At 60.8% G+C, this 14037-nt stretch carries 16 protein-coding genes; 4 read left to right on the top strand and 12 right to left on the bottom strand.

Annotation, left to right across the window (positions count from 1 at the left end; translation table 11 throughout):
- Positions 1 to 9: 9 nt before the first annotated feature.
- The 6 genes from AC07OP_RS30605 to soxR form a co-directional block, all read right to left on the bottom strand.
- Positions 10 to 570, bottom strand: a complete 561-nt coding sequence (locus tag AC07OP_RS30605; RefSeq protein WP_092358577.1) for a DUF6162 family protein — start codon at positions 568 to 570, stop codon at positions 10 to 12.
- Positions 567 to 890, bottom strand: a complete 324-nt coding sequence (locus tag AC07OP_RS30600; RefSeq protein WP_115488153.1) for a hypothetical protein — start codon at positions 888 to 890, stop codon at positions 567 to 569. Before AC07OP_RS30600 ends, AC07OP_RS30605 begins: the two co-directional genes overlap by 4 nt.
- A complete protein-coding gene (locus tag AC07OP_RS30595; RefSeq protein ID WP_495103199.1) occupies positions 887 to 1426 on the bottom strand; it encodes a PA2404 family protein in 540 nt (179 codons plus the stop codon). The genes AC07OP_RS30600 and AC07OP_RS30595 overlap by 4 nt, the downstream gene beginning before the upstream one ends.
- Positions 1423 to 2625 (bottom strand): PepSY-associated TM helix domain-containing protein, encoded by a 1203-nt coding sequence (locus AC07OP_RS30590; protein ID WP_495103198.1) that lies wholly within the window; start codon positions 2623 to 2625, stop codon positions 1423 to 1425. The genes AC07OP_RS30595 and AC07OP_RS30590 overlap by 4 nt, the downstream gene beginning before the upstream one ends.
- Before the next feature lie 221 nt (positions 2626 to 2846).
- Positions 2847 to 3305: a VOC family protein gene (locus AC07OP_RS30585; protein WP_115488154.1), complete on the bottom strand. Its 459-nt coding sequence runs from the start codon at positions 3303 to 3305 to the stop codon at positions 2847 to 2849.
- Between the two features lie 91 nt (positions 3306 to 3396).
- A complete protein-coding gene (gene soxR, locus AC07OP_RS30580) occupies positions 3397 to 3837 on the bottom strand; it encodes a redox-sensitive transcriptional activator SoxR (RefSeq protein ID WP_027607129.1) in 441 nt (146 codons plus the stop codon).
- Between the two features lie 99 nt (positions 3838 to 3936).
- Between soxR and AC07OP_RS30575 the strand changes: the two genes are divergently transcribed.
- Positions 3937 to 4302 (top strand): antibiotic biosynthesis monooxygenase, encoded by a 366-nt coding sequence (locus AC07OP_RS30575; RefSeq protein WP_495103197.1) that lies wholly within the window; start codon positions 3937 to 3939, stop codon positions 4300 to 4302.
- On the opposite strand, the gene AC07OP_RS30570 is transcribed toward AC07OP_RS30575, so the two are convergent.
- The 4 genes from AC07OP_RS30570 to msuE are packed head-to-tail and all read right to left on the bottom strand — an operon-like array spanning position 4291 to position 8362.
- On the bottom strand, positions 4291 to 5394 hold the full coding sequence (locus tag AC07OP_RS30570) for a sigma-54 interaction domain-containing protein (RefSeq protein WP_092358583.1): 1104 nt from the start codon (positions 5392 to 5394) through the stop codon (positions 4291 to 4293). The two genes, AC07OP_RS30575 and AC07OP_RS30570, sit on opposite strands and share 12 nt — an antisense overlap.
- A 12-nt stretch (positions 5395 to 5406) precedes the next feature.
- On the bottom strand, positions 5407 to 6594 hold the full coding sequence (locus AC07OP_RS30565) for an acyl-CoA dehydrogenase family protein (protein WP_065924542.1): 1188 nt from the start codon (positions 6592 to 6594) through the stop codon (positions 5407 to 5409).
- Between the two features lie 55 nt (positions 6595 to 6649).
- On the bottom strand, positions 6650 to 7789 hold the full coding sequence (gene ssuD, locus AC07OP_RS30560) for an FMNH2-dependent alkanesulfonate monooxygenase (RefSeq protein ID WP_495103196.1): 1140 nt from the start codon (positions 7787 to 7789) through the stop codon (positions 6650 to 6652).
- Positions 7790 to 7798: 9 nt separating this feature from the next.
- On the bottom strand, positions 7799 to 8362 hold the full coding sequence (gene msuE / locus AC07OP_RS30555) for an FMN reductase (protein WP_027607134.1): 564 nt from the start codon (positions 8360 to 8362) through the stop codon (positions 7799 to 7801).
- Between the two features lie 399 nt (positions 8363 to 8761).
- Between msuE and AC07OP_RS30550 the strand changes: the two genes are divergently transcribed.
- The 3 genes from AC07OP_RS30550 (at position 8762) to AC07OP_RS30540 (ending at position 12274) form a co-directional block, all read left to right on the top strand.
- Positions 8762 to 9031 carry a hypothetical protein gene (locus tag AC07OP_RS30550; protein WP_115488157.1) on the top strand — a complete coding sequence of 90 codons (270 nt, stop codon included), beginning with the start codon at positions 8762 to 8764 and terminating at the stop codon, positions 9029 to 9031.
- A gap of 234 nt (positions 9032 to 9265) precedes the next feature.
- Entirely contained in the window at positions 9266 to 10426 is a 1161-nt protein-coding gene (locus AC07OP_RS30545) for a cysteine desulfurase family protein (RefSeq protein WP_495103195.1), read from the top strand.
- Positions 10427 to 10465: 39 nt separating this feature from the next.
- Entirely contained in the window at positions 10466 to 12274 is a 1809-nt protein-coding gene (locus AC07OP_RS30540) for an aminopeptidase P family protein (RefSeq protein ID WP_495103194.1), read from the top strand.
- A 106-nt stretch (positions 12275 to 12380) separates the two neighbouring features.
- Here the strand turns inward: AC07OP_RS30540 and AC07OP_RS30535 are convergent, their stop codons facing one another.
- Positions 12381 to 12662, bottom strand: a complete 282-nt coding sequence (locus AC07OP_RS30535; protein ID WP_495103193.1) for a hypothetical protein — start codon at positions 12660 to 12662, stop codon at positions 12381 to 12383.
- A 165-nt stretch (positions 12663 to 12827) separates the two neighbouring features.
- Positions 12828 to 13715: a threonine/homoserine exporter RhtA gene (gene rhtA / locus AC07OP_RS30530; RefSeq protein WP_065939873.1), complete on the bottom strand. Its 888-nt coding sequence runs from the start codon at positions 13713 to 13715 to the stop codon at positions 12828 to 12830.
- Positions 13716 to 14037: the final 322 nt, after the last annotated feature.

The raw sequence follows: 14037 nt of genomic DNA, 5'->3' as shown, positions 1-14037 counted from the left end.
TCTTCTCGTTCAGTGACGGTGCTGGCGGGTGACGCCGGCATCGAATTGCGCGACCACCTGCTGCCAGCCGGCTGCGATCAGCGCCTGGTCAGTGAGGTCGGAGGGGGCGGCCAGGTGTGTGCTGCGGTTGAGCCAGATATCCGGCTCGCTGCCCTGTACGCGCATCAGCAGTGAACCGCTGGTGGTCGGGGTCTGGCTCAGTCCCAAGTAGGCCGAATTCGCCAACAACTGCCAGCGATGGTCGCCGCGGCTGACCGAACTGGCGTCCTGGGCAAAGGGCGCGAAGCCTTCTTCGGCCAGTTGCTCGGGGGTGGGCAGGGCGCTTTGCTCCTGCTGCAGCAAGTGGATTTCATCCAGCGTGACCCGCAGGTCGGCGTAGATGCCTTGTTCGGCGGCGCTCAGGTCGCGGCGGGCATCCAGCTGATGGCGGGGCAGCGCCGCGACTGCCTGGGTTTCACCGTGCAGCGCCACCACCGTACCGGCCACCGCGAGGATGATCAGGCACAGCAGCAGTACGTAGAGGGTTTCGTGGCCGGCACCGGCGGGGCGAACAACCTGTGTCGTACTCATTGAGGCTGGATATCCGCTTGGTCGATTTCCACCACGTGACCGGGGCCGGCATCAAACAGCACGTAGAACTCGGCGGACGGCTTCTTGAAGGTCAGGGTGGAGTCCTGGCCGAGCTTGCCGGGCACCAGGATGGTTTCGTCATAGCCGATCACATCCAGGGTCACGCCGGGGGCACCGCTGCCGTCGGAGAAACCGCCTTTGCACTGGATCTGCTCGCCGGGGATTTCCTTGCATTCGCACATCGGGTTGTGGGCAAAGACGGTGGTACTGAAAGCGGCGCACAGCAACAGCGCGGCGCGGGACAGGCGCTTGAACGTCATGGTTTGACTCCTTGCTTGTTCAGCCAGGCAATGGTGGCAGGCGAGGCCTGGCTCAGCGGGATGGAACCCTGGTGCATGGTGCCGTCCCAGCCTTCCATGGTGACCCACAGTTCGGCATCGACGGGGGTACGTTCCGGCACGGGCAGGCCGGCACCCATGCGGTACGGGGTGCCGAAGAAGATCACCCCGGCGGCACGCAGGCTGCGCGGCTTGCCGATGCGCAGGTACGTGGCCTTGACCTGGTCGGCGCAGGTGGCGCAGAGGGCGGCGTTGAAGAACTTCATCGGGCCGGCCGGGTCGGGGCGCGGCCCTTCATTGCGAAATTCGGCCAGCGTGAGGCTCCAGGGGCCGACCTGTACTTCGCCGGCCACCCGCTCGCCGATGCCGGTGTCGCCGCGAAACAGCGCGGCATCGGCGAAGTACTTGGGCATGAAGCCCAGCGGTACCAGCAACAGCAGGACATTGATGTGGAAACGCCATTTCAGCCAAAAGGTCCGCAACGGTGAAGGCGGGGTAGCGTTGGCGGACTTGCTCATGGGTTGGCCTCCGAGGTTTCAGACCGCATGGCCGGAATGGCTGCCGGCGCACGTTGTGTCTTGGCTTCGCGCTTGAGAGCGTTGAGGGTGGCCAGGGCCGTGCGCTTGGTCCAGATCAACAGGCCGCTCAAGACCATCATGCTCAGTACCAGGCCGAAGAACGCCCAGATCAGCTTGATCCAGAGGCCACCGAAGTCGCCGGTATGCAGGGGGCGCATGGATTCGGTGACGAACTCCAGCTTGGTGCGGTCGGACAGCAGGTGCGACGAGGCGATTTCGCCGTCATACGGGTTGATCTGAGCGGTCTGGAACATCAGCGGGTACCAGCCCCTCCCGCCGATTTGCAGGTGGCTGTAGGCATTGAGCGGCAGGCTCACGAAACTCGCCTCCAGCCCCGGGATACGTTGGGTGGCGATCGCGATCGCCTCATCCACCGGAATCATCGGCGCAGGCACGCCGGGGGCTGAGGTTGGGACTTTTTCGCGGGCGATCACCGGGACGATGGGCTCGCTGGAGATGGAGATCTGGTTGTCACCCAGGATTGCCTGGATCAGGAACCAAGTGCCAGTGATGGAAATCACCGCAATAAACCAGATCGACCAGATACCGCTCAGGCGGTGGAAGTCGCCCCAGAAAATCCGCGCGCCGTGGCGGATACGCAGGGTCGGCTTGAAAAAGCCTTTCCAGAAGCGCTTGTACACCACCAGGCCGGTGACCAGTGAGGCCAGCAACGGCAAGCCGAGCAGCGACACCAGGTACCAGCCCCAGCTGAAGCCATTGGTAAACGGCACCAGCCACCAGCCGTGCAGGGCGCGGGTGAACTGACGGAAGTTGAACGACGGGCTGATGCCTTGGATCGCCCCGGTGTACGGATTGACGTAGACCTCTACCGAGCGCCCGTCCGGGTAGCTGAGGTCGACACTCAGGGCAAAGTGCGATTCATCCGGACGACTGAGAGACTGCACGATGACCTGGGGTTCGGCCCGCTTGATGGCGCTGATCACCTGGTCGTAGCTCAGCGGCTCGGCATCATCCGACGGCTTGCTCGCACGGATGTCCGGATTGGCCAGCCACACGATTTCCTGGCTGACCACCGCCAGGGTGCCGGTGACGCAGACAATCAGTACAAAGAACCAGATGGGCAAGGCCAGCCAGCTATGGACGAGAAACCAGAGTTTTGAGCGTGACTTCTTCGACATGTGAAAGAGGGTCTTGATCAGGAGAGGGCGAGGGAGGCCCGGAAAAGGCCAGTCGTAGCTTTTGCTGACGCGACTGGCTGTATCTAAGTTAAGACGGATGAGAATGAGAAATCCCCAAGGTGGATATGAAAGAAAATGTTTCAGGTTCACATCCAGCGGTTTTTTACAGCGTGGGGGGTATTCATGAAGTGGGGTTGGAGCCGGCGGACCGGCCCCGGTGCTCAGCCTTGCTTGAACATTTCCATGGCGCGCTGACGGATCTGTTCTTCGCTGAGGTCTTCCTTGCGGGTGGCGAGGTACCAAAGATGACCGTATGGATCCTTCACGCTGCCCGAACGGTCGCCATAGAATCGGTCCTCTGGTTCGGACATCACGCTGGCGCCCGCTGCGACGGCTTGTTTGAACTGTGCGTCTACGTCGTTCACGTACAGATGCAAAGCGACACTGGTGCGTTCAGCCGGATTGCTCAGGGACATCTCATCGCAGGGCGTGCCCAGCATGATCGCTGAGTCACCAATGCGCAGTTCGGCATGGCCGACCCTGCCATCGGGCATGTCCAGGCGCATGATTTGGGTGGCGCCGAAGGCCTTTTTGTAAAACTCGATAGCCTCTGAAGCTTTGTCGATGCCCATATAGGGCGTGACACTGTGATAACCCTCGGGAATGGGTTTAACGCTCATTTCGTTCTCCTTGATTGTGGTTGTGGAGGCACGGCCTCTTCACTATAGGCCATGCCCATCAAGGGCTCCGAGGGCCCCGACAAGGGGGCGTTCAGCCGGGCTCCAGCAATTGCGCCCCCGGCCCGCGCCCACCGAGCTGGTCATCCGGGTTGCGCAACGGGCACGCGTCCAGCGACAAGCATCCACACCCAATACAACCGGTGAGTTTGTCCCGCAGCAGCATCAGCTTATGGATGCGCTCATCGAGGTCTTCCCGCCACAGCGCGGACAACCGCTCCCAATCCTGAGCGTTGGGCGTGCGCCCTTCCGGCAGCGTCTGCAACGCCTCGCCAATCGTTGCCAGTGGAATTCCCAGGCGCTGGGCGATCTTGATCACCACCACCCGGCGCAGTACATCCCGTGGATAGCGTCGTTGATTGCCGGCATTGCGATGACTCTTGATCAGCCCCTTGGTTTCGTAGAAGTGCAGGGCCGTAACAGCTACACCGCTACGGGCTGCCAGTTGGCCGACGGTGAGCTCTTTGGTAACCATGAATACTCCAATTAAGCGCTTGACCTTGACTTAACTAGAGGTTTTACCCTGCGTGGTATCGAATCACAAGATTCTGCCTACAGAGAAAGGAGAGTGTTCATGCCGTTATCAGAGAAGAATCGCAGTTTCACTCAACTGATCGAGTTTCACATCGAGCCCCAGCAACAAGTGGCGCTGGTGGCGGCCTTGTCCACCCAAAGTGAACGCCTGGCCCAGGGCCATGGCGGCTTTATCAATGCGAGCGTGCAGGTCAGCGAAGACGGGCGGCGGGTGCTCAATTACCTGCAATGGCGCTCCCGCGCGGACGGCGAAGCGGCGTTCCAATGCTTTGAGCACGGCGAGGAAGATTTCTGGACGCTTATTCGCGCCCACCAGGCCACGGCCGTGACCTTTGGTTCGTTCCAGGTGCTGCGCAGTTTCGAGCGCAGCCATGACAACGCGTTGCACTGTCGCCTAAATGGATAGGTGCAGCATGCGCTCGCCCTGCACATTTTCTCCAGGGCGACGCTTGTTCACCGCCAACTCACCGATCTTGATCAGGCGCGTGCGCGTGACGTTGCGGCTCAGGCCCAGCAAGTTGGCGGTGTGCACCTGGTTGTAATGGCTGAAGCGGTAGGCGGCGCGCAATAGCGCGTCTTCAACCTTTTCGTGCAGGGCGCCGGCCTGTTCTTCGAAGAGCTTTTGAAACGCGCGCTCCAGCAAGGCTTCGGCGCTGTTGTCGGTGCCGTGCTGGCTGTCGTCCTGGCGCTCGATGCGCATGTTTGACAGGCGCAGGTCGTCGCGTTCGATCACACCGTTACGGCAGATCAGCAGGGTGTGGTGGATCACGTTTTCCAATTCGCGGATGTTGCCCGGCCAGCTGTAGCTCTTTAGCTTGTGTTCGGCCTCGCGGCTGATGGTGATCGGGCCGTAGCCCAGGCGCTGGCTGTAGGCTTCGATAAAGTGCCGGGTCAGCGGCAGGATATCGCCGGGGCGCTCGCGCAGCGGGCTGAGCTCGAGGCTGACGACGTCGAGGCGGTAGTAGAGGTCTTCGCGGAAATGCCCGGCGTTGATGGCCTTTTCCAGCTGCACGTTGGTGGCGGCCAGTACCCGCACATCGATCGGAATGCTCTTACGCGACCCCAGGCGCACCACTTCGCGTTCCTGTAGGACGCGCAGCAGCTTGACCTGGATGGGCATCGGCAAATCGCCGATTTCATCGAGGAACAGCGTGCCACCATCGGCCTCTTCGAACCAGCCGGCCTTGGCGCTGAGGGCGCCGGTAAATGCGCCTTTTTCATGGCCGAACAGCTCGGCTTCCACCAGGGATTCGGAGAACGCGCCGCAGTTCACCGCCACGAACGGCCGGTTGCGCCGCGCGCTGAGGTTGTGGATGTGGCGCGCCACCAGCTCTTTACCGGTGCCGGTCTCGCCGATGATCAGCACGCTGGCTTCGCTGGGCGCCACTTGCTGGATATGGTCGAGCAGCGCCTTGGATTTCGGGTCTTCGAAGACCTGGGCCGTGGCGCGGATCGACGTCGCGAGGGCGGGCGAGGGCGGTAAGGTTAGAAGCTGCATGGGCACCTCTTTTTATGAGTAGAACGTCGGAATCGGCAGGGATTGGTTCAACGCCCAGTCCCCCAGTTCGTGGAGCTTGTAATCCACCGGGTCGTGCAGGGTTTGCGTGCGCAGGTTGCGCCAATGACGATCCAGGCGCAGGGATGCGTGGGTGGAGCGTGCGCCGGTGACTTCAAACAGGCGGCTGCACAGGTCCAGGCCTTGGCGGGTGGCGGCGACCTTGGCAGTCGCAATGGCAATCGCCAGTTGACCGCGTTCGTTTTCGCTGAGGTTGGGGCCTTTTGCCCATGCCTGGTCGAGCAGCTCGGCAGCGCGTTCCACCAACAGGCGCACACCCTCCAGGGCCACCCAGAATTCGCCGTAGTGATGCAGTACGTAAGGGTCCTGGCGCACGTCTTCGGTTGAGGACTTGTGCCAGGAGCGGGTCTCGGTGAGCGTGTAGTTGCGCGCTTCTTCGAAGGCGCCTTCGGCGATGCCGAGGAACATATGGGTGAAGGTCAACTGGGCGATCAGCGGACGCAGGCAGGCAAAAGGCGTGCTCAGCGGGCCCGGGTCGAGCAGCAATTCCGACTCCTCGACGCGCACCCGTTCGAAGCTGGCGCTGCCGCTGTCGGTCTGGCGCTGGCCGATATTGTTCCAGTCGTTGTGCAGGGTGATGCCGCTGCGCCCGCTGGGGATGGCGGCGATCAGCAGCTTGCCGCCGGCGCTTTCATCCACCGCCGAGGCAATCAGCATTTCCGAGTCGCTGGCGCCGGAGCAGAAGCTCTTTTTGCCGGAGAACTCGCGCCAGCCGCCGAAGTCCTTGACCACGGTGCGTGTGTCCAATGGGTTGAGGGCGTTGCCCCAGAACCAGTTTTTGCGCGCGGTCTGTTCGAACCAGGGTTGCCATTGGTCCGGCCGCGAGAACAGGCGCACGGTGGCGAGCATCAGGTGGTGGAAGCCGAAGACGTGGGCAATGGAGCTGTCGACCTTGGCGAACTCGCGCACGATGGCCAGGGTGTCACTCCAGCGGGCGCCGAGGCCGCCGTATTGGGTGGGAATGCTCAGGGCCAGCAGGCCGCTTTGGCGCAGGGCGTCACGTTCGGTCTTGGGGGTGCCACCGCGCTCGTCGCGTTCGACAGCGGTGAGGGCGAATTCGGCGGCCAGCAGTCTGGCGGTCTGCAACGGTGATGGCAGGACGCTATGGGGTTTGGCTGTCACGGGTTTTCCTCTTTATAAGCGGGAACGACCAATGCCGCTCCCGCCGCTGCGCCGATCAGGCCTTGGCTGGCAGAACATCGTTGGCAATCATTTCGCCGAACGGGCCAGTGAGGTTAGTGATGCCGCGTCCGGCCAGGCTGGCATAGGGTTCCGGCAGCAGCGGGAACACCAGCTCGGCAAAGCGATAGGCTTCTTCCAGATGCGGGTAGCCGGAGAAGATGAAGCTTTCGATGCCCAGGTCGGCGTATTCCTTGATGCGCTCGGCCACTTGCCGGGGGTTGCCCACCAGCGCGGTACCGGCACCGCCGCGTACCAGGCCGACACCGGCCCACAGGTTGGGGGCGATTTCCAGGTTGTCGCGGCGCCCGTCATGCAGGGCGGCCATGCGTCGCTGGCCTTCGGAGTCGAAGCGCGAGAAGGATTTTTGCGCGGCGGCGATGGTTTCGTCGCTGATGTGCTCGATCAGCTTGTCGGCGGCTTTCCACGCGTCTTCTTCGGTCTCGCGCACGATCACGTGCAGACGAATGCCGAACTTCACCGTACGCCCGTGGCGGGCAGCGCGTTCACGTACATCCGCGAGTTTTTCGGCGACGGCGGCGGGCGGCTCGCCCCAGGTCAGGTACACATCCACCTGTTCGGCGGCGAGGTCGTGGGCGGCATCCGAGGAACCGCCGAAATACAACGGTGGATAAGGCTTTTGCACCGGTGGGTAAAGCGTCTTGGCGTTCTGCACTCGCAGATGTTTGCCTTCGAAGTCCACTGATTCGCCCTGCAATACGCGGCGCCAAATCTGTAGGAATTCGTCGGAGACTTCGTAGCGTTCGCTGTGGTCGAGGAAGCTGCCGTCGCCGCGGTTCTCGTCGGGATCACCGCCGGTGACCACATTGATCAGCAGGCGACCGTTGGACAGGCGATCCAGGGTCGCCGCCATGCGCGCAGAAACGGTCGGCGAGATGATGCCCGGGCGAATCGCCACCAGGTAACGCAGGCGTTCGGTCAGCGGCACCAGCGCCGAGGCGATGACCCAGGAGTCTTCGCACGAGCGGCCGGTAGGAATCAACACGCCGTGGTAACCCAGGCTGTCAGCCGCCTGCGCGACTTGCTTCAGATAATTGAGGGTGACCGGCCGTGCACCTTGGGTGGTGCCCAGGTAATGACCGTCGCCATGTGTTGGCAGAAACCAGAAAACATCCATGACCAATCCTTAAGCGATTTTCAGCAGAGAGGGGGAGTGCGCTGCAAACAACGGTGCTGCGCGTTCTGCCGCAAGGCGTATACGGCCCTTCAGGGGCTCACTGGTTATTTGGTAATCGGTGAAGTCGGCTTCGGTGGCGTACACCCCGATCGGCAGGGTCAGGGCCTGGAAGAAGCTGAACAGCGGACGCAGTTGGTGATCGAGAACCAGCGCGTGGCGCTCGCTGCCGCCGGTGGCTGCGAGTAATACGGGTGTGTCGATCAGGGCGTTGAGGCCAACCAGGTCAAACAGATGCTTGAGCAGGCCAGGGTAGGAACCGCGATAGACCGGTGCGGCGACGATCAGCAGGTCGGCCTGTTCGATGGCCACCAGTTGGGCTTCGACCTCGGCGGGCAACTCATCCCGTGACAGCGCACCACCGAGCGGCCGGGCAATGTCGCCCAGCTCGATCAGGGTGGTCTGGATCGGCAGCAAGGTCGCCAATTCAGCCAGTACGGCTTGGGTCAGCACGAGGGTACGGGACGGGCGCCAGGTTCCGCCGGAGAGGGCAACGACATTCAGGGGACGGGTCATGAACAGTTCCTTTATCAACAGTGGTTCATAGCAGGTGGAGTGCAACCTGTTGAGCAAGAGCTGTACCAACGGGTGCAGGCCTTGATTGGCGTGGGTTGCAGGTTCACTGCTGAAAAATGCTGCTGTTGTCTGACTGGTGATTTGTTGAATGGCTGTTGCCTGGCAAACAGTTGCGTGGCGAACAGTGCAGTTGCGGTGCAAGTCCTTTATAGAACGTTGCATTTATTCCGTAAATGAACGTATTTCCATATTTATAGATCATAAGGAAATATAAGGGGGTGGCTATCGAGGGGGCGTTGGCGGTTGATAGCGACTATCACGGACGGTGATTTTTCACTCTGTGAGGTCGGGAGTAGCCTGTGTTCATTGACTCGAAACCTTCTTTCCAGGGCTACCGCCATGAACCGATTTCTTGCTGTTTGCTTAGTGATTGTCAGCGCCATACTCGCCGGGTGTGCGAGCCATCCATCGCCGGAATTGCGTCCCTACACGGCCGAAGAGAGCAAGCAACTGGCCCTGGAAGCGCTGAGCCGTCGGGGTTTGTCGTTTGATGAATATCAACAGCAGCGCGCCGCACTGACCGGCCAGCCACACAAGCCCTTCGGATTTGATCGCCAGGGCGAAATGAACGCCGAGCGCAACGTGGTTTTGCATGGTCGTCCCAGTTGAGTTGGCACTGCGCAGCAAAAAGCCCGAGGCTTCCCTTGAAGGAACCTCGGGCTTTTTGTTTGCCATGGCACGACTTCAGCCTGTTAAGCTGAATTTCAGGAGCGTTCCTACGCACATTTACTTAAAGTTGTCCTTCTTTAATGGCATTCGATCCGGTAAACCTGACGACCTCTGTTCCGGCCGATGCCCCTGAGACGCTGCTCTCGGGAACCTGCTCTGCGAGTCTTGACTGTCATGAATAAACGTCCGCTGTATTTCGACTACGCCGCTACCACCCCGGTGGACGAGCGCGTCATCCAGGTGATGGCCGAGTGTCTGGGCTTCAATGCCAATTTCGGTAACCCCGCGTCCAGTTCCCATGCGTTCGGCCAGGCGGCCCGGCAAACGGTTGAGCAGGCGCGTCGCCAGGTGGCCGAACTGGTCGGCGCACAGCCTGAACAGATCGTCTGGACCTCCGGCGCTACTGAGTCCAACAACCTCGCGATCAAGGGCGTTGCCCAGGCGCGTGGCGTGGCGGGCGGGCATATCATCACCAGCCAGATCGAACACAAGGCCACGCTGGATACCGCGCGCCAGTTGCAGGAAGCCGGTGTGGCCGTGACTTACCTGGTGCCGGACGCCGACGGGTTGATCAGCGCCGACGCCGTCAGCGAGGCATTGCGTGAAGACACCTTTCTGGTATCGCTGATGCTGGTGAATAACGAACTGGGCACCCTCAATGACATCCCGGCTATCGGCGCACGTGTGCGTGAGCATGGCGCCTTGTTGCATGTGGACGCGGCGCAAGGGGCGGGCAAGGTGGCGATCGATTTGGCGCAGTGGCCGGTGGACCTGATGTCGTTTTCCGCGCACAAGCTGTATGGCCCCAAGGGGATTGGCGCGCTGTATGTCGGCCCTCGGGCGCAACAGAAAGTGTCGGCACAGATTCATGGTGGCGGCCACGAGGGGGGCTTGCGCTCCGGTACCCTGGCCACCCATCAGATTGCGGGCATGGGCGCGGCATTCGCCTTGGCGGCGGCGTCTTTTGCGCAGGAGAAGGTAGTCATCATGGCCTTGCGCCAGCGCCTGCTGGATCAGTTGGATACGGTCGGTGGCGTACGCCTCAATGGCAGCCCTGCGCAGCGCATTCCCCACACCCTCAGCCTTACGTTCAGCGAAGGTGAATTCGACGCTGCTGCGTTGAGTGCGGGCATCGCCTTTTCGGCGACCTCGGCCTGCAACTCCGCGAGCAATGCGCCTTCTCACGTGCTGCTTGCGTTGGGCCTTGACGCACGTTCTGCCGGCCGCACCATACGTTTGAGCCTGGGCCGGTTTACCACCGAGCAGGACATCGACCAGGCCGTGCAATTGATCAAGGCCGCACTGGCCAGCGCACCGGCGTTCTGGGCCGTCTGATTTTCACATAACAATTATTAGTGGTTAGCAGGAGACACAATGAGTACGCAGCCTTTGACCCATGGAACGGTTCCCCAGCGCTTGGCGCACACCCGCGAACTGATGAGCCGCGAGGGCATTCACGCCCTGCTGGTGCCATCGGCTGACCCGCATTTGTCCGAGTACCTGCCGGGTTACTGGCAGGGGCGCCAATGGTTGTCGGGGTTCCATGGTTCGGTAGGCACGCTGATTGTCACTGCGGATTTCGCCGGTGTCTGGGCCGACAGCCGTTACTGGGAACAGGCGACCAAGGAGCTCAAGGGCAGTGGCATTGAATTGGTCAAGCTGCAACCGGGCCAACCCGGGCCGTTGGAGTGGCTGGCCGAGCAGACGCCGGAAGGCGGTGTGGTGGCGGTGGACGGTGCGGTCATGGCTGTCGCGTCGGCGCGCATCTTGGGCGCCAGGCTGGCAGAGCGCGGGGCGCGCCTGCGGACCGATATCGACGTACTCGATGCGGTTTGGAAAGACCGTCCGAGCCTGCCGAGCCAGCCGATCTATCAGCATCTGCCACCGCAAGCGACCGTCAGCCGTGGCGATAAACTTGCCGCACTGCGCGCCAGTTTGAAAGAGAAGGGCGCCGACTGGCACTTCATCGCCACCCTGGATGACATCGCCTGGCTGTTCAACCTGCGCGGCGGCGATGTTTCGTTTAATCCGGTGTTTGTGTCGTTTGCGTTGATCAATCAACAACAGGCCACGTTGTTTGTGGCGCTGAGTAAAGTCGACGCGGACCTGCGTGCGGTGCTTGCGCAGGATGGTGTGACGTTGCGCGACTACAGCGACGTGGCGGATGCACTGCGCGCGGTGCCATCGGGCGCCAGCATGCAGGTTGACCCGGCCCGCGTTACTGCCGGTCTGCTGGAAAACCTGGATCCCGGCGTCAAGCTGATCGAAGGGTTGAACCCCACCACGCTGGCCAAATCCCGCAAGAGCCTGGCGGACGCGGAGCACATCCGCCGAGCCATGGAACAGGACGGCGCGGCGCTGTGCGAATTCTTCGCCTGGCTGGACAGTGCACTCGGACGTGAACGCATCACTGAATTGACCATCGATGAACACCTGACGGCTGCGCGCACCCGTCGCCCCGATTACGTGTCGCTGAGTTTCAATACCATCGCAGCATTCAATGCCAATGGGGCCATGCCGCATTACCACGCTACCGAAGAAGAGCATGCGGTGATCGAAGGCGATGGTTTGCTGCTGATCGACTCGGGTGGCCAGTATTTGGGAGGCACCACGGATATCACGCGGATGGTGCCTATCGGTATGCCGAGCGACGAACAGAAACGTGACTGCACCCGTGTGCTGAAGGGCGTGATTGCACTGTCACGTGCGCATTTCCCCAAGGGGATTTTGTCGCCGCTGCTGGATTCCATTGCCCGCGCGCCGATCTGGGCCGAAGGGGTGGACTACGGCCACGGTACCGGGCACGGCGTAGGTTATTTCCTCAATGTGCATGAAGGCCCACAAGTGATCGCCTACCAGGCCGCCACTGCGCCGCAAACCGCGATGCAGCCAGGGATGATCACCTCCATCGAGCCGGGCACCTACCGCCCTGGACGCTGGGGCGTGCGTATCGAGAACCTCGTATTGAACCGCGAAGCAGGCAAGACCGAGTTTGGTGAGTTCCTCTCGTTTGAAACCCTGACCTTGTGCCCGATCGACACCCGTTGCCTGGAGCCGTCGCTGCTCACCGCGGATGAGCGCGAGTGGTTCAATGCGTACCACGCTCAGGTGCGTGAACGCCTGAGCCCGCTACTCAGCGGTGCTGCGTTGGAGTGGCTGCAGGTGCGTACGACGGCTATTTGACCTGTTGCAAAATCAGGAGCTGCAATCATTCAGTTGCAGCGCCGCGAAGGGGCGGGGTTGTATCAGGCATTTATATGAGCAGTCGCTGGTGACTGCTCGGAGGAGATTACTTGCAGATGACGATCATGCTGCGGCTGGTATAGCCGGCAGGGTTGATGCCGAAGGGGTAGTCCCCTGGCTCCTCGGAATTGTCACCGGACTTGGCGATAACCCGGTAGCCCTTGGCGCCACAAGAGTTGGTTGCACTGGTGTAGCACTGGTCCCAGGAAGAAGACAGGCCGGAACAGTTGATATGCAGCCCTTTTTTGCCGCGTTTTACTTCTGTCTTGGTAGTCGCGGCACAGCCAGCAAGGGCCACGACCATTAACAGTATCAAAATTCGCTTCATTCCCATCCTTATATAGCCGCTTCACAATGCTCGAAGTCGGCTCTACTCGCTCTCGAGTGTAGCGTTCGCGCTGTCCTTGTCGAAAAACTCCATGAATGACATTCGTTTGCAGTTTAAACATGGCCTAAATACGCGGCAAATACCAGAGCAACTTTCAAAGATGATTCAATCCGCCGGAACCAGCGGCTTGGAGTCATTGCGCATTGTCAACGTCGCACCTACCGAGGCCATGATGATGCAACTTATGGCCAGCCATTGCGGTAGGGATAGATGTTCCTGCAGGAAGAAAAGTCCTGAGAGCGCACCGAAAGCAGGCTCAATGCTCATAAGCGTTCCGAATGTGCGGGCGGGGAGGCGTGTCAGCGCAACCATCTCCAGGGTGTAGGGAAGTGCCGTGGACAGAATCGCGACACCAATGGCGACAGGGATCAATGCCGGGGTCAGTAGTGCGGTACCGGCGTGGACAATGCCGATGGGCGCAACAAACAGGGCAGCGATCATTACGCCCAGAGCGGCGGTCTGGACGCCGTTGTCGTTGCCTGCTTTCTGTCCGAACAGAATGTAGAGTGCCCAGCAAGCCCCTGCCCCCAAAGCATAGGTCGCACCGGCCAGGTCGATTCCGCTGCTGGCTTCCCCCGTGGGGATCAACAGGAGCAGGCCGATGATAGCGAGTGCTATCCACAGGAAGTCTACCGCTCGGCGCGATGCGTAGATCGCGACGGCGAGCGGTCCGGTGAATTCAAGGGCTACGGCAATGCCCAACGGAACGCTGCGCAAGGACATATAGAAGAGGAAATTCATGCCGCCCAAGGCCATGCCGTAAACAACCACTGTACGCAGGGATTTTGCGGTCAGCCTGGCGCGCCATGGTCGCAAGATTAGTAACATGATTACGCTGGCGAAGATCAGGCGCAGGGTTGTGGTGCCCTGGGCTCCGACAATCGGGAACATGCTCTTGGCCAGTGAGGCTCCGGACTGGATGGAGGCCATGGCGATCAACAGCAGACCGACAGGAAACAATGCCGAGGCCAAGCTGCGGGGGGAGGTGGTCATTGGGGCGTTCGTCCGAGGTCATATTCGAGAAGCAGGGGCGGCTATGATGCTTAACTGTTCGGGTTTGAGCAATATATTGCTCAATTTGACAACGAGACCTTCTATATAGAGAGATTTATAGGTTGGCAGGCGCTTTGATAGAAAAAGCTAAATTAAGTATTGACGGCAGATCCTGGAAGTCTATAATTCGCCCCACTTCCGGCGCAGTCGAAACGTAAAACTCCTTGCTAAACAATGAGTTATGTAGAATAAGGCAGCGGATTGCTTCAGTTCATCGAAGCCCAGAAGGAGTTGGTAGGGTCGTGTTGTTTGACGCTATTAA

The sequence above is a fragment of the Pseudomonas sp. GW821-FHT09D08 genome (assembly GCF_059416305.1).
This window is presented reverse-complemented; position numbering and strand designations above follow the sequence as displayed.